Source organism: Halodesulfovibrio sp. (assembly GCF_015482765.1).
Taxonomy (GTDB): Bacteria; Desulfobacterota; Desulfovibrionia; order Desulfovibrionales; family Desulfovibrionaceae; genus Halodesulfovibrio.
Genome location: NZ_JADMLB010000071.1, coordinates 78,679 through 101,709 on the forward strand (window position 1 = coordinate 78,679; position 23,031 = coordinate 101,709).

Annotated in this window: 35 protein-coding genes and 1 tRNA gene; all 36 read left to right on the forward strand. The window is 47.0% G+C overall.

All coding sequences use genetic code 11. From position 1 onward, the window contains the following. The first annotated feature begins 13 nt into the window (after nt 1–13). The 36 genes from fusA (at nt 14) to clpX (ending at nt 22,927) form a co-directional block, all read left to right on the forward strand. Entirely contained in the window at nt 14–2,089 is a 2,076-nt protein-coding gene (gene fusA, locus QZY95_RS13845) for an elongation factor G (protein ID WP_290924542.1), read from the forward strand. Nucleotides 2,090–2,819: 730 nt separating this feature from the next. Further along, nucleotides 2,820–3,137 carry a 30S ribosomal protein S10 gene (gene rpsJ / locus QZY95_RS13850; RefSeq protein ID WP_010938597.1) on the forward strand — a complete coding sequence of 106 codons (318 nt, stop codon included), beginning with the start codon at nt 2,820–2,822 and terminating at the stop codon, nt 3,135–3,137. A 12-nt stretch (nt 3,138–3,149) separates the two neighbouring features. Next, the gene (gene rplC / locus QZY95_RS13855; protein ID WP_290924555.1) at nt 3,150–3,779 is read left to right on the forward strand and encodes a 50S ribosomal protein L3; all 630 of its coding nucleotides are present in this window, start codon (nt 3,150–3,152) and stop codon (nt 3,777–3,779) included. A gap of 12 nt (nt 3,780–3,791) precedes the next feature. After that, nucleotides 3,792–4,412: a 50S ribosomal protein L4 gene (gene rplD / locus QZY95_RS13860; RefSeq protein ID WP_290924557.1), complete on the forward strand. Its 621-nt coding sequence runs from the start codon at nt 3,792–3,794 to the stop codon at nt 4,410–4,412. Nucleotides 4,413–4,424: 12 nt separating this feature from the next. Beyond that, on the forward strand, nt 4,425–4,715 hold the full coding sequence (gene rplW, locus QZY95_RS13865; RefSeq protein WP_290924559.1) for a 50S ribosomal protein L23: 291 nt from the start codon (nt 4,425–4,427) through the stop codon (nt 4,713–4,715). Between the two features lie 3 nt (nt 4,716–4,718). Beyond that, a complete protein-coding gene (rplB, locus tag QZY95_RS13870) occupies nt 4,719–5,549 on the forward strand; it encodes a 50S ribosomal protein L2 (protein ID WP_066851495.1) in 831 nt (276 codons plus the stop codon). Nucleotides 5,550–5,558: 9 nt separating this feature from the next. Continuing rightward, the gene (gene rpsS, locus QZY95_RS13875; RefSeq protein WP_020001422.1) at nt 5,559–5,840 is read left to right on the forward strand and encodes a 30S ribosomal protein S19; all 282 of its coding nucleotides are present in this window, start codon (nt 5,559–5,561) and stop codon (nt 5,838–5,840) included. A 15-nt stretch (nt 5,841–5,855) separates the two neighbouring features. Then, the gene (gene rplV / locus QZY95_RS13880) at nt 5,856–6,188 is read left to right on the forward strand and encodes a 50S ribosomal protein L22 (RefSeq protein ID WP_290924563.1); all 333 of its coding nucleotides are present in this window, start codon (nt 5,856–5,858) and stop codon (nt 6,186–6,188) included. Between the two features lie 9 nt (nt 6,189–6,197). Next, nucleotides 6,198–6,839 carry a 30S ribosomal protein S3 gene (gene rpsC / locus QZY95_RS13885; protein WP_020001424.1) on the forward strand — a complete coding sequence of 214 codons (642 nt, stop codon included), beginning with the start codon at nt 6,198–6,200 and terminating at the stop codon, nt 6,837–6,839. Next, entirely contained in the window at nt 6,839–7,252 is a 414-nt protein-coding gene (rplP, locus tag QZY95_RS13890; RefSeq protein WP_290924566.1) for a 50S ribosomal protein L16, read from the forward strand. Before rpsC ends, rplP begins: the two co-directional genes overlap by 1 nt. A 1-nt stretch (nt 7,253) precedes the next feature. Then, nucleotides 7,254–7,442 (forward strand): 50S ribosomal protein L29, encoded by a 189-nt coding sequence (gene rpmC / locus QZY95_RS13895; RefSeq protein WP_020001426.1) that lies wholly within the window; start codon nt 7,254–7,256, stop codon nt 7,440–7,442. 1 nt (nt 7,443) lies between these two features. After that, the gene (rpsQ, locus tag QZY95_RS13900) at nt 7,444–7,710 is read left to right on the forward strand and encodes a 30S ribosomal protein S17 (RefSeq protein WP_290924569.1); all 267 of its coding nucleotides are present in this window, start codon (nt 7,444–7,446) and stop codon (nt 7,708–7,710) included. Between the two features lie 9 nt (nt 7,711–7,719). Next, nucleotides 7,720–8,088, forward strand: a complete 369-nt coding sequence (gene rplN / locus QZY95_RS13905) for a 50S ribosomal protein L14 (protein WP_066851506.1) — start codon at nt 7,720–7,722, stop codon at nt 8,086–8,088. An 8-nt stretch (nt 8,089–8,096) separates the two neighbouring features. Further along, nucleotides 8,097–8,420, forward strand: a complete 324-nt coding sequence (gene rplX / locus QZY95_RS13910) for a 50S ribosomal protein L24 (protein ID WP_290924572.1) — start codon at nt 8,097–8,099, stop codon at nt 8,418–8,420. 11 nt (nt 8,421–8,431) lie between these two features. Next, nucleotides 8,432–8,971: a 50S ribosomal protein L5 gene (rplE, locus tag QZY95_RS13915; RefSeq protein ID WP_160716063.1), complete on the forward strand. Its 540-nt coding sequence runs from the start codon at nt 8,432–8,434 to the stop codon at nt 8,969–8,971. A 12-nt stretch (nt 8,972–8,983) separates the two neighbouring features. Further along, on the forward strand, nt 8,984–9,169 hold the full coding sequence (locus tag QZY95_RS13920) for a type Z 30S ribosomal protein S14 (protein WP_020001431.1): 186 nt from the start codon (nt 8,984–8,986) through the stop codon (nt 9,167–9,169). A 17-nt stretch (nt 9,170–9,186) separates the two neighbouring features. Continuing rightward, on the forward strand, nt 9,187–9,567 hold the full coding sequence (gene rpsH / locus QZY95_RS13925; protein ID WP_074215182.1) for a 30S ribosomal protein S8: 381 nt from the start codon (nt 9,187–9,189) through the stop codon (nt 9,565–9,567). 11 nt (nt 9,568–9,578) lie between these two features. Beyond that, nucleotides 9,579–10,115 carry a 50S ribosomal protein L6 gene (rplF, locus tag QZY95_RS13930; protein WP_290924579.1) on the forward strand — a complete coding sequence of 179 codons (537 nt, stop codon included), beginning with the start codon at nt 9,579–9,581 and terminating at the stop codon, nt 10,113–10,115. A 14-nt stretch (nt 10,116–10,129) separates the two neighbouring features. Further along, a complete protein-coding gene (rplR, locus tag QZY95_RS13935; RefSeq protein ID WP_290924581.1) occupies nt 10,130–10,486 on the forward strand; it encodes a 50S ribosomal protein L18 in 357 nt (118 codons plus the stop codon). Between the two features lie 17 nt (nt 10,487–10,503). Continuing rightward, the gene (gene rpsE / locus QZY95_RS13940; protein ID WP_020001435.1) at nt 10,504–10,995 is read left to right on the forward strand and encodes a 30S ribosomal protein S5; all 492 of its coding nucleotides are present in this window, start codon (nt 10,504–10,506) and stop codon (nt 10,993–10,995) included. Between the two features lie 8 nt (nt 10,996–11,003). Next, nucleotides 11,004–11,174: a 50S ribosomal protein L30 gene (gene rpmD, locus QZY95_RS13945; RefSeq protein ID WP_020001436.1), complete on the forward strand. Its 171-nt coding sequence runs from the start codon at nt 11,004–11,006 to the stop codon at nt 11,172–11,174. Continuing rightward, nucleotides 11,174–11,623 carry a 50S ribosomal protein L15 gene (gene rplO, locus QZY95_RS13950; protein ID WP_290924584.1) on the forward strand — a complete coding sequence of 150 codons (450 nt, stop codon included), beginning with the start codon at nt 11,174–11,176 and terminating at the stop codon, nt 11,621–11,623. The genes rpmD and rplO overlap by 1 nt, the downstream gene beginning before the upstream one ends. Nucleotides 11,624–11,630: 7 nt before the next feature. Next, on the forward strand, nt 11,631–12,944 hold the full coding sequence (gene secY, locus QZY95_RS13955; protein ID WP_290924586.1) for a preprotein translocase subunit SecY: 1,314 nt from the start codon (nt 11,631–11,633) through the stop codon (nt 12,942–12,944). A 2-nt stretch (nt 12,945–12,946) separates the two neighbouring features. Further along, a complete protein-coding gene (gene map / locus QZY95_RS13960; protein WP_290924588.1) occupies nt 12,947–13,714 on the forward strand; it encodes a type I methionyl aminopeptidase in 768 nt (255 codons plus the stop codon). A gap of 121 nt (nt 13,715–13,835) precedes the next feature. Further along, nucleotides 13,836–13,949: a 50S ribosomal protein L36 gene (gene rpmJ, locus QZY95_RS13965; RefSeq protein ID WP_020001440.1), complete on the forward strand. Its 114-nt coding sequence runs from the start codon at nt 13,836–13,838 to the stop codon at nt 13,947–13,949. Between the two features lie 18 nt (nt 13,950–13,967). After that, the gene (rpsM, locus tag QZY95_RS13970; protein WP_290924590.1) at nt 13,968–14,339 is read left to right on the forward strand and encodes a 30S ribosomal protein S13; all 372 of its coding nucleotides are present in this window, start codon (nt 13,968–13,970) and stop codon (nt 14,337–14,339) included. A 161-nt stretch (nt 14,340–14,500) separates the two neighbouring features. Continuing rightward, nucleotides 14,501–14,890, forward strand: a complete 390-nt coding sequence (gene rpsK, locus QZY95_RS13975; protein ID WP_020001442.1) for a 30S ribosomal protein S11 — start codon at nt 14,501–14,503, stop codon at nt 14,888–14,890. A gap of 17 nt (nt 14,891–14,907) precedes the next feature. Beyond that, nucleotides 14,908–15,534: a 30S ribosomal protein S4 gene (gene rpsD, locus QZY95_RS13980; RefSeq protein ID WP_290924592.1), complete on the forward strand. Its 627-nt coding sequence runs from the start codon at nt 14,908–14,910 to the stop codon at nt 15,532–15,534. Nucleotides 15,535–15,547: 13 nt separating this feature from the next. After that, complete coding sequence (locus QZY95_RS13985) at nt 15,548–16,591, forward strand: DNA-directed RNA polymerase subunit alpha (RefSeq protein WP_290924594.1); 1,044 nt, start codon at nt 15,548–15,550, stop codon at nt 16,589–16,591. Then, nucleotides 16,581–17,036: a 50S ribosomal protein L17 gene (gene rplQ / locus QZY95_RS13990; protein WP_290924596.1), complete on the forward strand. Its 456-nt coding sequence runs from the start codon at nt 16,581–16,583 to the stop codon at nt 17,034–17,036. The genes QZY95_RS13985 and rplQ overlap by 11 nt, the downstream gene beginning before the upstream one ends. 89 nt (nt 17,037–17,125) lie before the next feature. Continuing rightward, complete coding sequence (locus QZY95_RS13995; RefSeq protein WP_290924598.1) at nt 17,126–18,067, forward strand: selenium metabolism-associated LysR family transcriptional regulator; 942 nt, start codon at nt 17,126–17,128, stop codon at nt 18,065–18,067. Next, nucleotides 18,060–19,121 (forward strand): selenide, water dikinase SelD, encoded by a 1,062-nt coding sequence (gene selD, locus QZY95_RS14000; RefSeq protein WP_290924600.1) that lies wholly within the window; start codon nt 18,060–18,062, stop codon nt 19,119–19,121. The genes QZY95_RS13995 and selD overlap by 8 nt, the downstream gene beginning before the upstream one ends. A gap of 197 nt (nt 19,122–19,318) precedes the next feature. Further along, nucleotides 19,319–19,403 (forward strand) — tRNA-Leu (locus QZY95_RS14005). Nucleotides 19,404–19,484: 81 nt separating this feature from the next. Continuing rightward, complete coding sequence (gene tig / locus QZY95_RS14010) at nt 19,485–20,798, forward strand: trigger factor (RefSeq protein WP_290924602.1); 1,314 nt, start codon at nt 19,485–19,487, stop codon at nt 20,796–20,798. Between the two features lie 264 nt (nt 20,799–21,062). Beyond that, entirely contained in the window at nt 21,063–21,665 is a 603-nt protein-coding gene (gene clpP / locus QZY95_RS14015; protein WP_290924604.1) for an ATP-dependent Clp endopeptidase proteolytic subunit ClpP, read from the forward strand. 11 nt (nt 21,666–21,676) lie between these two features. Next, on the forward strand, nt 21,677–22,927 hold the full coding sequence (gene clpX / locus QZY95_RS14020) for an ATP-dependent Clp protease ATP-binding subunit ClpX (protein ID WP_290924606.1): 1,251 nt from the start codon (nt 21,677–21,679) through the stop codon (nt 22,925–22,927). Nucleotides 22,928–23,031: the final 104 nt, after the last annotated feature.

The window sequence follows — 23,031 nt, forward strand, 5'->3', positions numbered from 1 at the left end:
TGAGGAGCTTGCTGTGTCTGCTAAAGTAGCTGTATCAAAACAGAGAAACATTGGTATCATGGCCCACATTGATGCGGGCAAGACTACCACTACTGAACGTATTCTTTACTACACCGGCGTGTCTCACAAAATTGGTGAAACACATGACGGTGAGTCCAACATGGACTGGATGGAGCAGGAAAAAGAGCGTGGTATTACTATTACCTCTGCTGCTACTACCTGTTTCTGGAAAGATTACAGAATTAACATCATTGATACACCGGGCCACGTTGACTTCACTATGGAAGTAGAACGTTCCCTGCGTGTTCTTGATGGCTCCGTATGTGTATTTGACGCTGTTGCTGGTGTTGAGCCTCAGTCTGAGACTGTATGGCGTCAGGCTGACCGTTATGGTGTACCTCGCATCTGCTTCATCAACAAAATGGACCGTATCGGTTCCGATTACTGGCGTGCAGTAGGCATGATCTCCGATCGTCTCGGTGCTAAGCCTATCTCTCTCCAGATTCCAATCGGTGCTGAAGACCACTTTGAAGGTATCATCGACCTCGTAACCGGCGAAGCTATCTACTACGATAAAGCTACCAAAGGTGCTGAGTTCGAAATCAAGCCTGTTCCTGCAGACCTGCAGGACCTGTTTGACGAAAAACGCCTTGAAATGATGGAAGCAGCAGCAGAAGAAGACGAAGAACTCTTCGAAAAATACCTCGGTGGCGAAGAACTCTCCGCTGAAGAGATTAAATCTGCTTTGCGTAAAGCTACAATCGCACGTTCTATCGTGCCTGTATTCTGTGGCTCTGCATTCCGTAACATGGGTGTTCAGCCATTGCTTGACGCGGTAGTAGACTTCCTCCCAAGCCCAGTTGATATCCCAGCAATGGAAGGTAGTGACCCTGATAACGAAGAAGTGAAAATTCCTTGTCCATGTGACGACAAAGAACCTTTCTCCGCTCTCGTTTTCAAACTCGCTTCTGACCCATACATCGGTCACCTTTCCTTCAGCCGTATCTACTCCGGTAAAATTGAAACTGGTATGACCATTTTCAACGCTAACACCGGTAAGAAAGAGCGTGTTGGTCGTCTTCTTAAGATGCATGCTAACAAGCGTGAGGATATCAAAGAAGCATACGCTGGCGACATCGTAGCTGTTGTTGGTCTGAAAAACGTATCTACCGGTGACACCATCTGCGCGATGGATCGTCCAGTAGTTCTCGAGTCTCTCGATATTCCAGATCCAGTTATCGAAGTTGCTATTGAGCCTAAAACAAAAGCTGACCGTGACGCTCTGTCCGCAGCTCTTGCTAAGCTCGCTAAAGAAGATCCATCCTTCCGTGTTAAAGGTGATGACGAAACTGGTCAGACCCTTATTTCCGGTATGGGTGAGCTTCACCTCGACATCATCGTTGACCGTCTTACCCGCGAATTTAGCGTTAACGCTAACGTTGGTAAGCCTCAGGTAGCCTACCGTGAAACTATCACTAAGGTTGCTAAAGAAGATCACAAGTACGCTAAGCAGTCTGGTGGTCGTGGTCAGTACGGTCATGTTGTTATTGAAATCGAGCCTAACCCAGAGAAAGGTTACGAATTCACTAACTCCATTACCGGTGGTGTTATTCCTAAAGAATACATCCCAGCTGTTGACAAAGGTATTCAGGAAGCACTCAAAAGCGGTGTTTACGCTGGATTCCCAACTGTTGACGTTAAAGTTAACCTCGTATTCGGTTCTTACCACGATGTTGACTCCTCTGAACAGGCATTCTACATCGCTGGCTCTATGGCGATTAAAGCTGCTTGTAAGAAAGCTGGTCCTCAGATCCTTGAGCCTATCATGGGCGTAGAGGTTGTTACACCTGAGGAATACCTTGGCGACGTAATGGGTGACCTTAACGGTCGTCGTGGTCGCGTACAGGGTATGAACACCCGTGCTAACGCTCAGGTTATTGATGCGATGGTTCCGCTTTCCGAAATGTTCGGTTACGCAACTGACCTTCGTTCAAAAACTCAGGGTCGTGCGAACTTCACCATGCAGTTCGACCACTACGAGCCTGTTCCTAACTCTATTGCTGAAGAAATCGTAAGCAATAAAGATTAGTACCTGAGAACTCAGGCGATATAATGCTCCGGTCACCGTAAGGTGGCCGGAGCTTTTCTGGTTAGAAGGGGTAGGCTCAGTATATTTCTTCACTTCGTAAAAAAAATGCGAAAAAGGTGTTGACGTTAGAGCCTGTCTCACATATAAGTCTTTCTCGCTTGAGGGGAACAACGTTTTTCTCAAGCACAAAACTCCTCCTCACAAATTTGGAGGTTAAGGATGGGTTGAGCCCATTCTGCTGTTTTTTGACATTTGCAGGCGTTTCATGATGCTGCATTATGTCGTGCCGTTCCAGTAAAGACCGTGTTTTACTGTAAGGTGCACATACAACTTAAAGTGTATTTAATCACTTGCATCTTGGAACCCCTGCGGGCCCCCTGTGTATATTGTATCTATCAATCATACTCAGGCTAGGCTGACGACATTTGGGCGTTCTTCGCAAATAGTGGAGTAGAGGTCTTTTGATGTTGTCAGGCTAGGCTGGCTTGTCACTCATCACAATCCCTCTCTTCTTTTCTCCATTATTTACGAATAACAAATTTCGGACTCATAACGAGTTCACCTGTCCTCTGTCGTTACTAGGACAAGATGCATCTGTTCAGCCGTTACTTTACAGAGATTTCATCTTGTACCGTCGTGAGGAAATTTCTGCTTATTGCAGTTTGGATCATTCCCCTCACGGAATGATCACAGGTAAGGGTCTCGTATCCCTAATATGGAGTAATAAACTATGACAACTGTTAGCAGTGATCGTATCAGAATTAAGCTTAAAGCTTACGATTACCGCATCCTTGATAAGGCTGTGGCTGAGATCGTTGATACGGCGCGCAACACGGGTGCAGGGGTTGCTGGTCCAATCCCACTCCCAACAAACATTCACAAGTTCACGGTCAACCGTTCTGTACACGTAGACAAAAAGTCTCGCGAGCAGTTCGAAATGCGCATCCACAAGCGTCTTATGGATATCCTTGAGCCGACTCAACAGACCGTTGACGCTCTCGGAAAGCTCAGTCTACCTGCTGGCGTGGACGTTGAGATTAAACTCTAGCGAGAGGTAATCATGACTGAGAAATTAGGAATCTTGGGCCGCAAAGTTGGCATGACCCGTATTTTCGCTAACGATGGTTCTGCTGTTGCAGTTACTGTTATCGAAGCTGGTCCATGCCCAGTAATCCAGAAAAAAGATGCGGCTACTGACGGATATAATGCAGTACAGATTGCTTTCGGTGAAGCTAAAGAAAAGCACGTAACCAAAGCAATGCGCGGTCACTTTGAAAAAGCTGGTCGTGGTCTGTTCCGCAATACTTGCGAAATTCGTCTCGAGGAAGCACCAGAACTGGAAGTTGGTCAGGATCTTTCTGCAGACATGTTTGCTGCAGGTGAAAAAGTTCGTGTGACCGGCACTACAATTGGTAAAGGCTTCCAGGGCGTAATGAAGCGCTGGAACTTCGCTGGTATGCCTGCATCCCACGGTCACGAAAAAGTGCACCGTTCCCCAGGCTCCATTGGTCACGCAACATTCCCAGGTAAAGTGTTCAAAGGCAAAAAAATGCCTGGTCACATGGGTAACGTTCGCCAGACCACATCTAACCTCGAAGTCGTCGCTGTTCGCGCCGATGAGAACCTCATCCTGGTTAAGGGTGCAGTACCTGGTCCTAAGAACGGCCTCGTACTGGTACGTAAGCAGTAAAGGGGTACTACAGTGGCTGTTGTAAAATTATACGATCAGAACAAAGCAGAAGCTGGTGAAATCACCTTGGCTCCTGAAGTGTTCGAGGTCGAGGTAAAACCCGAGATCCTGAACCTTGTTGTACGCGCTCAGCGTGCAGCTAAGCGTGCAGGCACCCACGCAGTTAAGGGCCGCTCCGATGTTCGTGGCGGTGGCGCTAAACCTTGGCGTCAGAAAGGTACTGGCCGCGCTCGTGCTGGTTCTTCCCGTTCCCCAATCTGGCGTGGTGGTGCTGTGACTTTTGGTCCTCAGCCCCGCGACTATGGGTTTAAGGTAAATAAAAAGGTTCGTCGCCTTGCTATTAAAATGGCTCTGTCTTCCCGCCTTGCTGGTGAGAATCTCATGGTTGTTAATAGCATCGAACTGCCTGAAGTAAAGACTAAGCTCATGGCTGGTGTTACTGAAGCACTCGGTCTGAACAAAGCACTCATCGTAGCGAAAGACCTCGATGAAAAGCTCGTTCTCTCCGCACGTAACCTTCCAGGTATCACTGTACAGTCTGTTGAGCAGCTGAACGTATACGACGTGCTCCGTCATAAGCAGCTTGTTCTGCTCGAAGGCGCAGTTGAATCCGTTCAGGAACGACTGAAGTAGAGGTAGGGTCACATGAATTATACTAAGATCCTCATCAAGCCGCTTGTCTCAGAAAAAGCTACCTTCCTCAAAGAAGAAGCTCAGCAGGTTACTTTTTTTGTAGCACCATCTGCTAACAAAATTGAGATCAAGAAGGCTGTAGAAGAAGCCTACAACGTAAAAGTTGCAGGTGTTAACGTAGTGAAACGTCGCCCACAGCCTAAAGTGCGTCATGGCCGTACTGTCGGTCAGACTTCTGGCTTCAAAAAAGCGTACGTGACTCTGGCCGCAGGCGAAAAAATCGAATTCTTCGAGGGAGTGTAAGCAATGGCTGTTCGTAAGCTTAAGCCTACTTCTCCGGGTCGTCGCTCCCAGACTATTTCCCTTTTCGAGGAAATCACTCGTAGCACCCCAGAGAAGTCTTTGACTGAAGGCCTGTCCAAAAAAGCAGGTCGCAACAACTACGGTCGTATTACTCAGCGTCGTCGTGGCGGTGGACACAAGCGTCTTTACCGTATCATCGATTTTAAACGTAACAAGTTCGATATCCCTGCAACTATTGCACACATCGAATACGACCCTAACCGTTCCGCTCGTATCGCACTTCTGCACTACGCAGACGGCGAGAAGCGTTACATCATTGCTCCAGTTGGCGTAAAACAGGGTGATGTTATCATCGCAGGTGAAACTGCAGACATCAAACCTGGTAACGCTCTTCCAATGAGCAAGATTCCGGTTGGTACCATCATTCACAACATCGAGCTTGCTCCTGGCCGTGGCGGACAGTTCTGCCGTGCTGCTGGTGCATATGCACAGCTCGTTGCTAAAGAAGGTAAATACGCACTGTTGCGCATGCCTTCCGGTGAAGTTCGCAAGGTTCTGTTAACCTGTATCGCAACTGTTGGTCAGGTTGGTAACGTAACTCACGAAAAAATTCGCATCGGTAAAGCTGGCCGTAACCGCTGGCTCGGTAACCGTCCGAAAGTTCGTGGTGTTGCAATGAACCCTATCGATCACCCACTCGGTGGTGGTGAAGGTCGCAGCTCTGGTGGTCGCCATCCGGTTACCCCATGGGGCGTACCTACCAAAGGCTACAAGACTCGCGACAAGAAGAAAGCTTCCAATAAGCTTATCGTTAAGCGTCGCGGTCAGAAGTAGGAGTAGAAAATGCCTAGGTCTCTTAAAAAAGGTCCTTTTGTCGACGACCATCTTCTCCGAAAAGTTGAGAAGGCTCAGGAAAGTGGCGATCGCCGCGTGATCAAGACTTGGTCCCGTCGTTCCATGATTCTTCCTGAAATGGTAGGCCTTACCTTTGCGGTTCATAATGGTAAGAAATTCATCCCTGTATTCGTGACCGAGAACATGGTTGGTCACAAATTCGGTGAATTCTCCCCGACCCGCACTTACTACGGCCATGCTGCCGACAAAAAGAGCAAGGCTAAACGCTAGGGCAGGTGAAGTAATATGCAAGCTCAAGCTACCGCCAAGTTCGTACGCGTATCTACACGCAAAACCCGTCTTGTTGCTAAAAACATCGTGGGTCTGCCAGTAGAAGACGCTGTAAATATCCTGAAGTTCACCCCGAACAAAGGTGCAGCCGTTATTTACAAAGTGCTGCACTCTGCAATCGCCAACGCCGAACAGGTGCCTGGCTCTGATGTGGATGCTCTCGTGGTGAAACAGGTTATCGTCAACGAGGGTCCAACCTGGAAACGCTTTATGCCTCGTGCACAGGGTCGCGCAACTCGCATCCTGAAGCGTACCAGCCACATCACTGTCATTCTCGAAGAAAGTTAGGATACAGTTATGGGACAAAAAGTACATCCATATGGTTTCCGTCTTGGTTTTAACAAGAACTGGAGATCTCGCTGGTTCAGCAAAAAAGAATATCCTGCCTTTGTCTTCGAAGATAGCAAAATTCGTAAGTACGTAAAAAAGGCCCTGTATCATGCAGGTATTGCTGACATTGAAATCGAACGCGCTGGCGGAAAAGTTCGTCTTATCCTTAGCACAGCACGTCCGGGTATTGTCATCGGCCGTAAGGGCGTAGAAATCGAAAAGCTTCGTGCTGATCTTCGTGGTAAATTCCAGCGTGAATTCTCCATCGAAGTTAACGAAATCCGTCGCCCTGAAACCAATGCACAGCTTGTAGCTGAAAACATTGCTATGCAGCTGGAACGCCGTGTTGCTTTCCGCCGCGCTATGAAACGCACTGTTTCCATGGCTCGCAAGTTTGGTGCAGAAGGTATCAAAGTGTCTTGTGCTGGCCGTCTGGCAGGCGCTGAAATCGCACGTACCGAATGGTACCGCGAAGGTCAGGTTCCGCTTCAGACTCTCCGCGCTGATATCGATTACGGTTTTGCAGAAGCTTCTACCACTTACGGTATCATCGGTGTTAAAGTCTGGATCTACAAAGGCGAAATCCTTGACAGTGAGGTAGGGCAGTAATGCTTCAGCCTAGAAAGACTAAATTCCGTAAGCAGCAGACTGGCCGCCTTAAAGGCAAAGCCACTCGCGGTAATACCATTGCTTTCGGTGACATCGGTTTGAAAGCGCTCGAACATGGCAAGATCTCCAACCAGCAGATTGAATCTGCTCGTATTGCGATGATCCGTCACATTCGACGCGGTGGTAAAGTTTGGATCCGCATTTTCCCGGATCACGTGAAAACCTCTAAGCCTCTTGAAGTTCGTCAGGGTAAAGGTAAGGGCGCACCATGTGGTTGGTACGCACCTGTTAAGCCTGGTCGTATCTTGTACGAAATCAAGGGTGTTGATATCGAGCTTGCTAAAGAAGCGCTGAAACGTGCATCTTACAAGCTCCCTATCAAGACTACTATCGTGGTTAAGGAGGGGCTCTAGAATGAAAGCCGCAGAACTTAAAAAACTTAGCGTTGAAGAACTCAACACTAAGCTGGAAGAAGCACGCAAGGAACTTTTTGACTTGCGTTTCAAGCATGCAACTGCACAGCTTGATAACACTTCCGGTATTCCTGCTACAAAACGTGCTATTGCACGTATTTTGACCATTTTGAAGGAAAAGGGAGCGTAAAATGTCCGAAGCTATTGAACAGCGGAAGGGTCGCGCGCTCGTTGGTACTGTTGTGAGTGACAAGAACGACAAAACTATTGTTGTTCGCGTTGAGACACTCGTGAAACACCCACTTCTCAAGAAGTACATTCGTCGTCGTAAGAAGTTTACTGCTCACGACCCTAACAACGAATGCAAAATGGGTGATAAAGTAAAAATCATCGAGTTCCGTCCACTCAGTCGCAACAAACGCTGGCATCTCGTTTCTGTTTTGGAAAAAGCCGTTTAGGGGTTTGCTATGATTCAGGTAGAATCTACTCTTGAAGTAGCGGACAACTCCGGTGCCAAAAAAGTTGCTTGTATTAAAGTTCTCGGCGGTTCTAAACGCCGTTACGCTTCTGTAGGCGACATCATCGTAGTATCCGTGAAAGAGGCTATGCCTCATTCTAAGGTGAAAAAAGGTGACGTGATGAAAGCTGTTGTTGTGCGCACGAAGAAAGAAATTCGTCGCGTTGACGGCACTTACATCAAGTTCGACACCAACGCAGCAGTTGTGCTGAACAAACAGGGCGAACCTGTAGGTACACGTATCTTCGGTCCAGTAGCTCGCGAACTCCGCGGTAAAGGCTACATGAAGATTGTATCTCTCGCACCTGAGGTATTGTAGGAGTAACCATGAAACAGTATCGTATCCATAAAGACGACAAGGTCATGGTAACCTCCGGTAAGGACAAAGGCAAAATCGGCAAAGTTACCAAGATCCTTCGTAAGAAAGATCGCGTAATTGTCGAAGGTGCTAATATGGTTAAACGCCACACTAAGGCGAACCCATATGCACAGCAGCCTGGTGGAATCGTCGAAAAAGAGATGCCAATTCACGTTTCTAACGTTATGGTTCTCTGCGGTGCATGTGCTGAGCCTACTCGTGTAGGTTACCGCCGTACCGAAGACGGTAAAAAAGTGCGCTTCTGCAAGAAGTGTAACGAAATCCTTGGGTAGGGTGAAAGACGATGACCCGTCTGAATAAGATCTATAATGAAAACGTGGTGCCGGCCTTGCAGAAAGAGTTCCAGTACAAAGGACCTATGCAGGTTCCCGGGCTGGAAAAGATCTCCCTCAATATCGGCCTTGGTGAAGCAAGCACAAACAACAAAATCCTCGAAGATGCTGTTGTTGCACTTACCGCCATTGCCGGTCAGAAGGCCGTTGTTACTCGTGCTAAGAAGTCTATCGCTGCATTTAAACTGCGTGAAGGCATGCCTATCGGCTGCCGTGTAACTCTTCGCGGTGCAGTAATGTGGGATTTCCTCGATAAGCTCGTTAACTTTGCACTGCCTCGTGTACGTGACTTCCGCGGTATCCCTGATCGTGGTTTTGATGGTCGTGGTAACTTTACTCTCGGTATCAAAGAACACACCATCTTCCCTGAAATGGAAGCTGACCGTGTTGACAATGCCTTTGGTATGAACATCACCATCGTTACTACCGCTTCCTCTGACAAAGAAGGCAAATTCCTGCTTGATCAGCTCGGAATGCCTTTCAAGAAGTAAGGAGAACCAAAGATGTCTCGTAAGTCTCTTGAAGTAAAAGCTGCGCGCAAACCTAAGTTTAGCGCGCGTGCATACAATCGTTGTCCTATTTGTGGACGCCCGCGCGCATTCATGCGTCGCTTCGGCATTTGCCGTATCTGCTTCCGCCAGATGTCTCTGCGCGGTGAGCTCCCAGGCGTTCGTAAATCGAGCTGGTAAGTCACAAGGAGTTTTAGATGCTGACTGATCCTATTGCTGACATGCTTACACGTGTCCGCAACGCGCACTTGGCCCTTCATAAGGAAGTGAGTGTGCCGCGCTCGAAGATGAAGGAATCCATTGCCTCCATCCTCAAGGCTGAGGGATACGTAAACGACTACACTGTTGAAGATCGTGAAATCAAGATCACTTTGAAATACGTTAAAGGTAAAGCTGTAATCGCTGGCCTTAAACGTATCTCTAAGCCAGGACGTCGTGTTTACGTTGGTGCTCAGGATGTACCGTCCGTTCAGAACGGTCTCGGTATTTGTATCCTGTCCACTTCCCGTGGTGTACTAGAAGGAAACGCTGCCAAAGAAGCTAATGCTGGCGGCGAAATCCTCTGCGAAATCTGGTAGCGGGTGCAGTCATGTCACGTATTGGTAAGCAGCCAGTAGCAATTCCTTCCGGCGTTGAAGTGAAAATTGCTGGCGAAGCTATTAATGTAAAGGGCCCTAAGGGCAGTATTTCTACTCCTGTGGAAGCTACCCTCAATTACGAAATTGCTGACGGCAACGTAGTAATTACCCGCAAAGATGAGTCCCGCGTAGCACGTGCACAGCACGGCCTGCGTCGTACTCTCGTTGCTAACTGCATCGAAGGTGTAAGCAAAGGCTTCTCCAAAACTCTCGAAGTTAACGGTGTTGGTTACAAAGTTGCGGTAAAGGGAAAAAATGTTGAACTTGCAGTTGGGTTCTCCCATCCTGTTGTTATGCCTCTTCCGGAAGGTCTCGAGGCTAAAGCAGAGGGTAACAAGCTGACAATTAGCGGCATCGATAAGCAGCTCGTAGGTGAGTTTGCAGCTACCGTTCGTCGTGTACGTCCGCCAGAACCTTACAAAGGCAAGGGCATTAAATACGATAATGAGCAGATCCGCCGCAAAGCCGGTAAATCTGCAGGTAAATAGGCAGGTGTAGACAGATGAAGTCCAAGAACGAAAAAAGGCTGCGTCGTAAAGTTCGCATCCGGAAAAAGATTTCAGGCACTGCTGAATGTCCGCGTCTCGTTGTCTTCAGGTCTAACCTGCATATCTACGCTCAGCTCGTGGACGACTGCAAAGGTGCAACCATTGCAGCAGCATCCACGCTGACTCTTAGCAAAGACGGCGAAGCTCTTAAATCCAACAAGGCTTCTGCAGCCAAGGTTGGCACAGAAATCGCTCGCCTTGCTAAGGAACAGAAAATCGAGCGCGTAGTGTTCGACCGTAACGGCTACATCTATCATGGCCGCATCCAGGCAATTGCTGATGCAGCTCGTGAAGCAGGCCTGAAATTTTAACAGGTATAGGTATAGTCATGGAACAAAACGAACTCGGTTTGATTGAAAAGATTGTCTATCTCAACCGCGTTGCGAAAGTTGTAAAGGGCGGACGCCGTTTCAGCTTCTCCGCATTGGTTGTTGTTGGCGACGGTCAGGGCAATGTAGGTTTCGGCCTCGGTAAAGCACAGGAAGTTCCTGAAGCTTTGCGTAAAGCCTCTGAGCGTGCAAAAAGAGACATGGTTCAGATCTCATTGGTTGACGGTACCTTGCCTTATGAGGTATTAGGACGATTCGGCGCTGGTCGTGTACTTTTGAAGCCTGCTTCAAAAGGTACTGGTATCATTGCCGGTGGCCCGGTACGTGCTATTATGGAAGCTGTTGGTGTAACTGATATTCTTGCAAAAGCTATCGGTACCAACAACCCACATAACGTACTCCGTGCAACCATGGCTGGTCTGACATCCCTGCGCAGTGCTGACTATGTTGGTTCATTGCGTGGTAAGAAGCTCGAAGCTCCTAGGAAGTAGGTATAGCCATGATCAAGGTTAAACTTGTACGTAGCCGGATCGGCTCTCTCCCTAAACAGCGTGCTGTATTGGACGCTCTGGGCCTGAAAAAGATCCGTCAGGAAAAACAGTTTAAGGACAATGCTGCAGTGCGCGGTATGATTGCTAAAGTTTCTCATATGGTGGAGGTTACGGAGTAATGCAACTTCACGAACTTTTCCCATTTAAAGAGGAACGCAAGCAGCGTCGTCGTATCGGTCGTGGCTCCGGCTCAGGCTGGGGTAAGACTGCAGCAAAAGGTCATAAAGGTCAGAATGCTCGCTCTGGCGGCGGCGTTCGTCCAGGTTTCGAAGGTGGCCAGATGCCTCTGGCTCGTCGTCTGCCTAAGCGTGGTTTCTCCAACGCTAAGTTTAAAGCAGAATACGACGTGATCAATCTTGATCGCCTTGTTGAAGCATTTGAGGGTCAGAAATCTATCTCCCTCGAGGACATCTACGCACGCGGTCTTGCTAAGAACGGTGCAGCTGTTAAAATTCTCGGTCGCGGCGAAATGACTGCTGCGCTGACAATTGAAGCTCACAAGTTCACTGCTTCTGCACTTGAAAAAATCCAAAACGCCGGCGGCGAAGCCAAGGCGCTTGAAGGGTAGGTAAAACGTGGCGCTCAGTGGTGTTGATAATCTGGCGAAACAGCCAGAACTGAAAAAGAAATTGTTGTGGACCTTCTTCTTACTCGCTGTATACCGTATCGGTATTCATGTACCTGTTCCAGGTGTTGACACGGCAGCGTTGTCTGATTTCTTTGCCAGCGTTCAAAACACCCTGTTCGGCCTGTTTGACATGTTTTCCGGGGGCGGACTTCGAAATCTGTCGATTTTCGCCCTCGGCATCATGCCCTATATTTCTGCCTCTATTATCGTGCAGCTTTTGCAGGTAGTTTCACCTGATCTTAAGCGTATGGCAAAAGAGGAGGGGGCTTCTGGTCGCCAGAAGATTACCCAGTACACTCGATATGGTACTGTTCTCATTACTATTATCCAGGGTCTGGGTATTGCTGTTGGTCTGGAAAGTATGACCAGTCCAATTGGCGCACCAGTTGTACTTACAGCCGGATGGGCTTTCCGACTCACCACTATCATCACGCTTACCGCAGGTACCGTTTTGATTATGTGGATTGGCGAGCAAATTACTGAAAAAGGTGTTGGGAACGGAATTTCCTTAATCATCTTTGCCGGTATTATTGCTGGTCTTCCGGGTGCCCTGCTTAGATCCTTTAACCTCGTTGGCGCGGGTGAACTCAGCATTTTTGTTGGTATTCTCATCCTTGCCATCATGGCTGCCGTACTGGCATTTATTGTCTTCATGGAGCGTGGTCAGCGCCGTATCCCTATTCATTATGCTAAGCGTCAAATGGGTAGGAAAATGGTCGGCGGTCAGACAACACACCTTCCACTGCGAATTAACACAGCTGGTGTTATTCCTCCAATTTTTGCTTCTTCACTGCTTATGTTCCCGGCTACAATCGGTACATTCGCACCTGATGTAGAATGGATTCAGCAGTTCTCAGCATGGTTCGCTCCGCAGACAATTATATATAACATCATTTTCATCGCTCTCATTCTGTTCTTCTGTTTCTTCTACACAGCAATTGTTTTCGATCCAAAAGACATTGCTGAAAACTTGAAGAATTCAGGTGGATTTATTCCCGGTATTCGTCCGGGTGTAAAAACAAAAGAATACATTGATAAGGTTCTTTCCAGAATCACTCTCTGGGGTGCCTTTTACATCGCAGCTATCTGTGTTCTTCCGATGCTTCTCATTGCAAAACTCAACGTACCGTTCTACTTTGGTGGAACAAGTCTTCTGATTATCGTTGGGGTAGCAATGGACTTCATGTCACAGGTAGAGTCTCACATGATCTCTCGCCAATATGAAGGGCTTATGAGTAAGTCCAAAAAAGGTAGAAAGTAGAAGTGAAAAAATACCGCGGTGTTTTTTTAAAAAATGAGAAAGAAATTGGCCTCCTTCGGGAGGCCAATCGAATTGGTGCTATCATTCTTGACGTCCTGGGTGAACATGTTCGCCCAGGCGTTAAGACTATCTTTTTCCATGAACTGACAATGAACTTGTGCAAACAGTTCAATGTTAAGCCAGCATTTCTTGGTCTCTATGGTTTCCCATATTCTTTATGTTGCTCCGTTAACGAAGAAATCGTTCACGGTTTCCCATCTGATCGGGAGCTTAAAGAGGGCGACATCGTTTCTTTTGATGTTGGTGTACTCTACGAAGGTTTTTATGGTGACAACGCCAGGACTTTTGCGGTAGGTACTGTTTCGGAAAAAGCACAAAAGCTTATCGATGTAACTCGTGAATCTCTCATGAAGGGCATCGAGCAAGCACGTCCTGGAAATAATCTTAATGATGTTTCCAGAGCAGTTCAGGAACATGCTGAATCTCATGGATTCGGTATCGTCCGTCGATTTGTGGGGCATGGTGTTGGCCGTAAGCTTCACGAAAAACCGGAAGTCCCGAACTTTGTTCCGCAGGGTAATGCGGGACTCCCACTGAAAGCAGGAATGGTTATTGCCATTGAGCCAATGGTTACTGAAGGTTCATATGAAGTTGATATTCTCGACGACAAATGGACTGCTGTAACTAAGGACAGAAAGCTTTCTGCTCATTTTGAGCATTCTATTGCTATTACATCAGGCGGCCCAGTTATTCTGAGTTTGTCTGATTAATTGAGTCAATACTTGTTATTTGTGTTGACTACTTGTGGAACTTGGTGTTACTGACCTCAGTTCTGGGCTTGTTAAAGCTCAGTTTTTGTTGTGTCAGAAGATCCAGACTATGGAGTCAAAGATGAAAGTCAGGCCTTCAGTTAAGAAAATGTGCTCTAAGTGCAAGGTTATCCGGCGCAAGGGCATCCTGAGAGTCATTTGCGAAAATCCCCGACATAAACAGCGTCAGGGCTAAGCATACCAGGAGTAAATTGTGGCTCGAATTGCAGGTGTAGATCTCCCAAGAGGCAAGCGCGCTGATATCGCTCTTACCTACATCTTCGGCATTGGTCGTTATACAGCTCTCCAGATCCTCGACACCGTAGGTGTTGACTGGACACGCAACATTGACGACGTGACTGCTGAAGAAGTTAACGAGATCCGTAAAGTTATTGAGCAGGACTACAAGGTAGAGGGCGACCTCCGCCGCGAAGTTTCTTCCAACATCAAACGTCTTATGGACTCCGGTTGTTACCGTGGTCTGCGTCACCGTCGCGGTCTTCCTGTGAGCGGTCAGCGTACTAAGACCAACGCACGTACCCGTAAAGGTCCACGTCGCGCTGTTGTTGGTAAGAAGAAGAAGTAAGTCCATCCTCATGTAGGATCAGGCGTGGAATCTCTCCCGAGCTAAGGATGCTTTCATATGATGCAACTCCTTAGACCCGGCGTATCACGGCTTAGTCATACTAAGCTCGTATGAGGTTCCCAACCCCATCTATCAATTAATCTAGTTGAGAGAGTATAGTTATGGCTAGACCCAAGCGTACGGGCAAGAAAAAAGAAAGAAAGAATATTCCCGTAGGGATCGCCCATATCCAGGCTACCTTCAACAATACCATTATTACCTTTACCGACACCCGTGGTAACGCAGTAAGTTGGGCATCCGCAGGCCAGTCCGGCTTTAAAGGTTCCCGTAAGTCTACTCCGTTTGCTGCTCAGGTTGCAGCTGATACTGCAGCTAAAAAAGCACAGGAAAACGGAATGCGTACTGTCGGTATCTACGTCAAAGGTCCAGGTACCGGTCGCGAAGCCGCCATGCGTGCTATCAACGCTGCTGGATTCAAGGTTGCGTTCATTCGTGACGTAACCCCGATCCCTCACAATGGCTGCCGTCCACCTAAGAGACGTCGCGTCTAATACAAGAGGAGATTGTTTTGGCTAAATATAATGGTGCTAAGTGTCGCATTTGTCGACGCGAAGGTTCAAAGTTATTCCTGAAAGGCGATCGCTGTTACACTGATAAATGCGCATTTGACCGTCGTCCATACGCACCTGGACAGGCTGGTCGTGCTCGCAAGAAAGTAAGCGATTACGCAGTTATGCTGCGCGAAAAGCAGAAAGTTCGTCGTATGTACGGCATTCTCGAAAAGCAGTTCCGCAGCTACTTTAAAAAGGCTGACATGCAGAAAGGCGTTACTGGTGAAAACCTCCTCGCTCTTCTCGAACGTCGCCTTGATAACGTGGTATACCGTCTGGGCTACGCTAACTCACGTCAGCAGGCTCGTCAGATGGTTCGTCACGGCGTATTTACACTCAACAACCGTCAGGCAAACATTCCTTCTATGCAGGTGAAAGTTGGCGACGAGATCGTTGTTGTAGAAAAACATCGTAAAGATCCAGTTCTGGCGGAAGCTCAGGAAGTTATCGCTCGTCGCGGTTGTCCAAATTGGCTGGAAGTTGACGCCCCTAACTTCAAGGGTTCCGTTAAGGCTCTGCCTCAGCGCGAAGACATTCAGTTCCCAATCAACGAACAGCTGATTGTCGAGCTCTACTCCAAATAAGCGGGTTTAAAGCATGCTCATCAAACAAGGCGACAGAACTATTAATACTCGCAACTGGTCTGAGTTGGTTAAACCGGACACCATTGCGCGTATCGGCGAAGGCAACACCCAGTACGGTAAGTTTGTATGCGAACCTCTCGAACGCGGATACGGCAATACCATTGGCAACTCGTTGCGTCGTGTATTGCTCGCATCCCTTCAGGGCGCTGCCGCTGTTGCAGTGAAAATGTCCGGCGTACATCATGAGTTCACTACCATTGAGGGTGTACTTGAAGATGTTACCGACATTGTACTGAACCTTAAGTCAGTACGTTTTGCTATGGATACGGAAGAGCCTCAACGTATTGAGTTCACCGTGAACAAGCAGGGCGCTGTAACTGCCGAAGCCATTCAGGGCAACCAGCACGTGATGGTTCTTAATCCGGATCAGCCGTTGTTCACTCTGACCGAGGACAAAGAAGTAACTTTCGAACTCGAAATCAGAATGGGTAAAGGCTACGTGCCAGCTGACATGCATGAAGGACTTAGCGATGAGATTGGTCTTATCAAGCTTGACGCAAGTTTTTCTCCAGTTCGCAAGGTAGCCTATACTGTTGAGCAGGCCCGTGTCGGCCAGATGACCAACTATGACAAGCTCATCCTCGAGGTTTGGACTGATGGTTCAGTTTCACCTGAGGATGCCATTGCCTACAGTGCGAAGATCATTAAAGAACAGATCTCTGTATTCATTAACTTCGACGAACGTATCTCTGAAGAAGAAAACGAACAGGCTTCTGCTGACAGCGGCCTGAACGAAAACCTCTTCAAAGGCATTGACGAGCTCGAACTTTCCGTTCGTGCTACTAACTGCCTCAAGAGTGCAAACGTTGCTTTAGTTGGTGAACTTGTACAGCGCACTGAATCTGAAATGCTCAAAACCAAGAACTTTGGCCGTAAGTCTCTTGACGAAATTCGTCGAGTACTGGGCGAAATGGAACTTGATTTTGGCATGCAGGTTGATGGCTTTGAGAAGAAATACCAGGATTGGTTGAAGAGGAAGCAGCAAAATGAGGCATAGAAAATCTGGAAAGAAATTCAGCAGAACCCCTGCACATCGCAAGGCTATGTTCCGTAACATGGCAACGGCTCTGTTGACTCATTACTCCCTTCGCACCACCGTGGTTAAAGCTAAAAGCCTGCGTGGCGTTGTTGAGCCCCTGATTACTCTTGCTAAACGCAACGATCTTCATGCTCGCCGTCAGGCTTACAAAGTTCTTGGTTCTCACCAGCTCGTTAAGGTTCTGTTCGATGAAATCGGACCGCTTTTCGAAGGTGTACCAGGCGGCTACACACGTGTTATCAAGCTCTCTACTCCACGTAAGGGCGATAACGCACCTATGGCTGTTATTGAACTTATCCGCAAGCCCGGTGCAGAAGAATCTGAATCCGCAGCTCCTATGAGCAAGGAACAGAAAGACGAAGCAGTTAAGCAGGCTGTTGAAGCTGCTACCGCAGCTGAATAATCAGCGCGAACTGAATCGTACTATGCATATTAAGGCCGTTGCTTTTGCAACGGCCTTTTTTTGTGTCTGTTGCAGTATTTTGTTTTTCGATGTATTCAATAGAAATGATTGATTACAGAAAGTTAGAAGCGTTTTGTAAGGTCTATGAGTTACAGAGTTTTTCCCGTGCAGGAAAAGATCTTTTCTTATCACAACCTACAATAAGCGCACATGTTTCAGCTCTTGAGTCTGAGTTAAACGTCCCGCTTCTTGATCGTATGGGACGTATTGTTTTGCCCACAGAAGCGGGCACTATTCTGTATAAATATGCAAAAAAGGCTTTTGCATCGATTGATGCCGCCAAGGCTGAGATAGCTCAGTTGCATGATGAGATTGCAGGCGAAATAGTCATTGGTGGGAGTACTATTCCTGCGCATTATTTATTGCCCCGTGTTATGGCTAAATATATGCTCAAGAACACCAATGTGGATGTTTCACTTAAGGTTGCAGATTCTGAAGCCGTTATTCAAATGCTTTCAGAAGGGAATCTTTCAGTCGGTGTTGTTGGAGCCTATGAAAACGATCCTGAATTGACATTTATTCCGATTGTAGATGATGAGCTTGTTGTAATTGCTTCACCCGAATATGCATCACCAAACCAGCCATTGTCGGCTGAGTCTTTAGAAGATCATAGCTGGGTTATGCGAGAACGTGGTTCTGGAACACGAAAGGCTTTCGCGAATGCACTTGCGGAACATAATGTTGATATTCGGGCGTTGCCTTCTGTTGTTCAGGTAGAGTCTACGAATGCCGTCATCCAGTTTGTCAAAGCAGGAATGGGGCTTTCAATTACATCGCGACTTGCTGTTTTGGCAGAAGTGGAACGTGGCGATCTTGTAATTCTTCCAGTTTCAAATATGAAACTTAAACGACAATTCTTTTGTGTATATCATAACCGTCGTCACTATTTTCCGGCGATTCATAGTTTTATTCAATTCTTAAAGGACGAAACCCGCGCTATGCGGGGAGAAGCAGGTATAGGTAATGACTAAGCCAACTGTAAAGATGGTGGATACTGTTAAAGCTGCCGGTTGAGCAGCTAAAATTGCTCCAGGGGACCTGGAGGAGATTTTGCAGTCTTTGCCCCGTAATGCTGAAAGTGAGCAGGGCAGAGTGCTCACCGGAACTACGAATAATGAGGATGCAGCAATTTTGTCTTTCCCAGCGGGAAAGGCCATCGTGCAGACTCTTGATTTCTTTACACCAATAGTTAATGACCCATATCGATTTGGTCAGATAGCTGCTGCGAACTCCTTATCAGATGTTTACGCGATGGGGGGGACTCCATGGTGTGCTATGAATATCGTTTGTTTTCCAGTGAAAAGTATGTCGAAGGATATGCTGAGTGAAATTATTCGCGGGGGATACGATAAAATTGTTGAATCAGGTGCTGTACTGGCGGGCGGTCATAGCGTAGAAGATGCAGAAATCAAATACGGACTTTCTGTAACAGGCTATGTTGAGCCGGATGCGTATACATCTAATGCGGGACTCGCTGCGGGTGATGTGCTGATTTTGACCAAACCAGTAGGTACCGGTGTCTTGGCAACGGGCGTTAAAGCCAGTTGGGATGGTTGCGATGAGATGGAAGAGCAACTTTACCAATGGGCTGCCAAGCTGAATAACATTGGTGGCGAATTAATTCGGGAAATGGGTCTGAAAGCAGCGACCGATGTTACCGGATTTGGGCTAGGCGGCCATGTCTTAGAGATGGCTCAGGCATCAAAAGCACTGGTTGCTATTGACTCCAAGGCCGTTCCCGTGCTTGATAAGGCGCTTGAGTTGGCAAGTATGGGGTTAGTTCCAGAAGGAAGCCATGCAAATAAGCACCACTGTAAAAATGCAACAGAAGTTGCTGAGGGTGTTGACTCTTTGCTGGTTGATCTTATATTTGACGCTCAGACTTCCGGCGGGTTGGTTCTAGCTGTGCCGGAAGCACGTGTCGATGAGGCTGTAACCTATCTTTCTGAAAGAGGTGAGATGGCCTCGGTTATAGGCAGTGTGTTAAAAAGTGGTTCAGATTGCGGAACATTACTTATTCGCTAAAAAATGTTCTGCATGAGGTTTGTAAGTACCTTCATCTACTTAGAGCTTTTTTTCACAAGAAATGCAAATAAACGCATTTTAATGCTTGAACTCTGTGCGCAGCAATGGTAAATGTCTGCGCCTTCGACATGTTACCAACCAAGCAAACAAGAACAGACAACTTCTTGTTTCGGTAAATGTCATACATATGAATGAATGCGAGAGTGGCGGAATTGGTAGACGCACCAGATTTAGGATCTGGCGGTTAATCCCGTGAGAGTTCGAGTCTCTCCTTTCGCACCATATATTTCTATCCGGTACTTAACAGTGTTGATGGCCGGAGAATTTTTCTAATTTTCCACTGGACAAGAAGGAGCGTGTGCCATGGAATATAAAGTAGAAGATCTGTCTCCGGTTAAGAAACAGATTAATATTACTGTTCCTGCGGACGAGGTTAATGCTGCACTTGCTGCAACAATCGCAATGTACCGTACCAACGTAGACCTCAAAGGTTTCCGTAAAGGTAAAGTACCTTCCAGCGTAATTGAAGGTCGCTTTAAGAAAGAAGTTTACTCTGAAGCAACTCAGGACCTCGTTAACGTACACATCAACGAAGTTATCGGTGAAGGCGAATTTTCTCCTGTATCCCGTATCGACTTCGATGGTGGCGAGCTCGTTCGTGACGAAGAGTTCACCTACTCAATCTCCTTCGAAGTAATGCCTGCTTTTGATCTTCCAAACTACGAAGGTATCGAAGTTGAAGAAGAAAAAGTAGTAGTAGACGACAAAGAAGTTGATGAAGTTATCGACCGCATCCGTGGCAACATGGCTGAAAACGTAGTTATCGCGGAAACCCGCGCTGCTAAAGACGGTGAAATTGCTGTAATCGACTTTGCTGCTTACGAAGATGGTGAGCCTCTTGAAGGTGTATCCGCTGAAAACTTCCAGATGACTCTTGGTGACAAGCAGGCTCTTGAAGATTTCGAAGCACTCGTAAAAACAATCACTGTTGGTGAGTCCGGTGAAGGTGAAGTTACCTTCCCTGAAGACTTCATCAACCCTGAGTTCGCAGGCAAAACTGTGACTATGAAAGTGACTGTACACGCTATTCAGGAGAAAAAACTCCCTGAACTCGACGACGAACTCGCTAAAAAAGCTGGCGGCTTTGATTCTGTTGAAAAAATGCGTGAAGCTGTTGTAGAATCCTACAAAAGCAGTCGTCTGCAGCTGAACAAATCTCAGGCTCAGAAAACCATGCTTGATTCCCTCCTGAAAACTGTAGATTTCCCACTTCCGGAAACTATGGTGACTGGTCACGTAGACAGCCTTATTCAGGAACGCATCGAACGCCTCGAGCGTCAGGGTAAATCAATTGAATCTCTTGGTAAAACTCCTGAAGAACTCCGTGAAGAAGTTCGTCCAGAAGCAGAAGAGATTGCAAAAACTCAGGTTTTCCTTATCGCAGTAGCGAAGAAAGAAGGCGTAGAAGTAACTGATCAGGAAGTTGATATGCAGCTTCACCAGATCGCAATGCGCGCTGGTCAGGAATTCCACGTAGTTAAAGATTACTACTCTAAAAACAACCTTCTCTTCAGCCTTCGTGACCGTCTCCTCGCTGACAAAGCTATGGACGCAATCTACGAAAAAGCGAACGTTACTGAAGTTGAGCCAAAGAAAGAAGAAGAAAAAGAAGACTAAGTTCTTTTTTCTCTTTCTTCAGTCTGGACAATATAAGCGGGGCGGCATCTATGCTAGCCCCGTTTTTTTTGCTTTATATTGTAAGTTATCACAAATTGAGTCTCTTTGCTCCTTGAGCAGTTGGGTCAACTTCTGCTAGGTTGCTATAAGTCCGTTTGTTTGGACGGGTGGTACGTACCTGTTATATTTTAGTACGTGCTTTCGCTGCCCTTTCCTTTTCCATACCTACAACACATACTTTTTTACCACTGTTAGGAGTGCGTTATGGCAGTGCCTATTGTTATTGAAACCACCGGTCGGTCTGAACGTGCCTACGATATCTACTCCCGTTTGCTTAAAGACCGGATTATTCTTCTTGGAACTCCAATTGATGATCAGATCGCTTCTTTGATTTGTGCTCAGCTTCTGTTCCTGGAATCAGAGAATCCTGAAAAAGAAATTTATATGTACATCAACTCTCCTGGTGGTTCTGTAACTGCCGGGATGGCAATCTATGATACCATGCAGTACATTTCCGCACCTGTTGCGACATTGTGCATGGGTCAAGCTGCAAGCATGGGTGCATTGCTGCTCGCTGCCGGTGCTGAAGGCAAACGTTATTCTTTGCCGCACAGCCGTATCATGATTCATCAGCCACTTGGCGGAATTCAGGGGCAGGCTACGGATATTGATATCCATGCCAAAGAAATCTTGCGGTTAAAAGATTCCTTGAACGGTATTCTTGCTCATCATTCAGGAAAACCGATTGAGACTGTTGTCGAACACACAGAACGTGATTACTTCATGGGTGCGGAACAAGCTAAGGACTTCGGCATTATTGACGAGATCCTCGTATCCCGTAATGACATTCTCAAAAACGAGAAATAGTGGAATAGCCTATGGATAAAAACACTGTTGACCAAAATGAAGAGCTGAATTGTACATTCTGCGGCAAAAGTCAGGAGCAAGTTGCTCGTTTGATCGCCGGTCCGGAAGTCTACATTTGTGACGAGTGCATCGCTCTTTGTAACGAAATCATTGCGCAGGAAGGCGCTGAGGTCTCTGAAGATGACGGTCAGCTCCTTACTCCTGAGGAAATTAAAAGCAAGCTCGATGAATATGTTATCGGTCAGCATCAGGCGAAAAAAATCTTGTCTGTAGCTGTGCATAACCATTACAAGCGTGTGTTCTACGAGCACAAGCTTGGTGATGTTGAGCTTGAAAAAAGTAACATACTTCTTGCCGGTCCATCCGGTAGCGGTAAAACTTTGCTTGCTAAAACACTTGCACGTGTTCTTAACGTTCCATTTGCTATTGCAGATGCTACAACCCTTACAGAAGCAGGGTATGTAGGTGAAGATGTTGAGAATATTCTTGTGCAGCTTTTGCAGAATGCTGATTACGATATCGAATCTGCTGCAAAAGGTATCATCTACATCGATGAGATTGATAAAATCTCCCGTAAAGGTGACGGTCCTTCCATCACTCGTGATGTATCCGGTGAAGGTGTACAGCAGGCACTGCTTAAAATTATTGAAGGTACTGTAGCGAACATTCCTCCTAAGGGTGGTCGTAAGCATCCACAGCAAGAGTTTATCCGCATGGATACCTCTAACATCCTCTTTATCGTAGGTGGTGCGTTCATCGGTCTTGATAAGATCATTGAAACACGCATGAGCGGTAAAGCAATGGGCTTTGGTGCAACAATCACCACCAAGGAAGATATGTCATACACTTCCTTGCTGACGCAGGTTCAGCCGAACGACCTCGTGAAGTTCGGTCTTATTCCTGAATTTATCGGCCGTATTCCGGTAATTACTTGCGTTGAAGAGCTTGGTGAAGACGATCTTGTTCGTATTCTTACTGAGCCTAAAAATGCTCTTGTACGTCAGTATCAAAAACTCTTTGAATTCGATAAAGTTTCATTACGTATTACCACCAATGCGCTTAAAGCTATTGCGCGTCAGGCAATTGATCGCAAGACCGGCGCAAGGGGACTACGTAACGTTATGGAATCAATGATGCTCGAGATTATGTACCACCTTCCTTCCTTGAAAGGGGTTAAGGAGTGCGTCGTAAACAGGGCGGTAGTTGAAGAAGGAAAAGAGCCAATGCTCATTTATGAGAATGAGGCTAAAACTGCTTCTTAATCAGATGGTTATCAAAATGCATCACATGTATTTGTGATGCATTTTGAGTATATTCAGCTGAAGCAATTGACAATACGGCACCGAGACTTAACTATCTCGTTGTG

What these genes read in the sequence shown, in the direction of transcription:
- rpsJ (WP_010938597.1), top strand. Translation starts at nt 2,820, where the DNA reads ATGACAACTGTTAGCAGTGATCGTATCAGAATTAAGCTTAAAGCTTAC.
- rplC (WP_290924555.1), top strand. Translation starts at nt 3,150, where the DNA reads ATGACTGAGAAATTAGGAATCTTGGGCCGCAAAGTTGGCATGACCCGT.
- rplW (WP_290924559.1), top strand. Translation starts at nt 4,425, where the DNA reads ATGAATTATACTAAGATCCTCATCAAGCCGCTTGTCTCAGAAAAAGCT.
- rplB (WP_066851495.1), top strand. Translation starts at nt 4,719, where the DNA reads ATGGCTGTTCGTAAGCTTAAGCCTACTTCTCCGGGTCGTCGCTCCCAG.
- rpsS (WP_020001422.1), top strand. Translation starts at nt 5,559, where the DNA reads ATGCCTAGGTCTCTTAAAAAAGGTCCTTTTGTCGACGACCATCTTCTC.
- rplV (WP_290924563.1), top strand. Translation starts at nt 5,856, where the DNA reads ATGCAAGCTCAAGCTACCGCCAAGTTCGTACGCGTATCTACACGCAAA.
- rpsC (WP_020001424.1), top strand. Translation starts at nt 6,198, where the DNA reads ATGGGACAAAAAGTACATCCATATGGTTTCCGTCTTGGTTTTAACAAG.
- rplP (WP_290924566.1), top strand. Translation starts at nt 6,839, where the DNA reads ATGCTTCAGCCTAGAAAGACTAAATTCCGTAAGCAGCAGACTGGCCGC.
- rpmC (WP_020001426.1), top strand. Translation starts at nt 7,254, where the DNA reads ATGAAAGCCGCAGAACTTAAAAAACTTAGCGTTGAAGAACTCAACACT.
- rpsQ (WP_290924569.1), top strand. Translation starts at nt 7,444, where the DNA reads ATGTCCGAAGCTATTGAACAGCGGAAGGGTCGCGCGCTCGTTGGTACT.
- rplN (WP_066851506.1), top strand. Translation starts at nt 7,720, where the DNA reads ATGATTCAGGTAGAATCTACTCTTGAAGTAGCGGACAACTCCGGTGCC.
- rplX (WP_290924572.1), top strand. Translation starts at nt 8,097, where the DNA reads ATGAAACAGTATCGTATCCATAAAGACGACAAGGTCATGGTAACCTCC.
- rplE (WP_160716063.1), top strand. Translation starts at nt 8,432, where the DNA reads ATGACCCGTCTGAATAAGATCTATAATGAAAACGTGGTGCCGGCCTTG.
- QZY95_RS13920 (WP_020001431.1), top strand. Translation starts at nt 8,984, where the DNA reads ATGTCTCGTAAGTCTCTTGAAGTAAAAGCTGCGCGCAAACCTAAGTTT.
- rpsH (WP_074215182.1), top strand. Translation starts at nt 9,187, where the DNA reads ATGCTGACTGATCCTATTGCTGACATGCTTACACGTGTCCGCAACGCG.
- rplF (WP_290924579.1), top strand. Translation starts at nt 9,579, where the DNA reads ATGTCACGTATTGGTAAGCAGCCAGTAGCAATTCCTTCCGGCGTTGAA.
- rplR (WP_290924581.1), top strand. Translation starts at nt 10,130, where the DNA reads ATGAAGTCCAAGAACGAAAAAAGGCTGCGTCGTAAAGTTCGCATCCGG.
- rpsE (WP_020001435.1), top strand. Translation starts at nt 10,504, where the DNA reads ATGGAACAAAACGAACTCGGTTTGATTGAAAAGATTGTCTATCTCAAC.
- rpmD (WP_020001436.1), top strand. Translation starts at nt 11,004, where the DNA reads ATGATCAAGGTTAAACTTGTACGTAGCCGGATCGGCTCTCTCCCTAAA.
- rplO (WP_290924584.1), top strand. Translation starts at nt 11,174, where the DNA reads ATGCAACTTCACGAACTTTTCCCATTTAAAGAGGAACGCAAGCAGCGT.
- rpmJ (WP_020001440.1), top strand. Translation starts at nt 13,836, where the DNA reads ATGAAAGTCAGGCCTTCAGTTAAGAAAATGTGCTCTAAGTGCAAGGTT.
- rpsK (WP_020001442.1), top strand. Translation starts at nt 14,501, where the DNA reads ATGGCTAGACCCAAGCGTACGGGCAAGAAAAAAGAAAGAAAGAATATT.
- QZY95_RS13985 (WP_290924594.1), top strand. Translation starts at nt 15,548, where the DNA reads ATGCTCATCAAACAAGGCGACAGAACTATTAATACTCGCAACTGGTCT.
- rplQ (WP_290924596.1), top strand. Translation starts at nt 16,581, where the DNA reads ATGAGGCATAGAAAATCTGGAAAGAAATTCAGCAGAACCCCTGCACAT.
- QZY95_RS13995 (WP_290924598.1), top strand. Translation starts at nt 17,126, where the DNA reads ATGTATTCAATAGAAATGATTGATTACAGAAAGTTAGAAGCGTTTTGT.
- tig (WP_290924602.1), top strand. Translation starts at nt 19,485, where the DNA reads ATGGAATATAAAGTAGAAGATCTGTCTCCGGTTAAGAAACAGATTAAT.
- clpP (WP_290924604.1), top strand. Translation starts at nt 21,063, where the DNA reads ATGGCAGTGCCTATTGTTATTGAAACCACCGGTCGGTCTGAACGTGCC.
- clpX (WP_290924606.1), top strand. Translation starts at nt 21,677, where the DNA reads ATGGATAAAAACACTGTTGACCAAAATGAAGAGCTGAATTGTACATTC.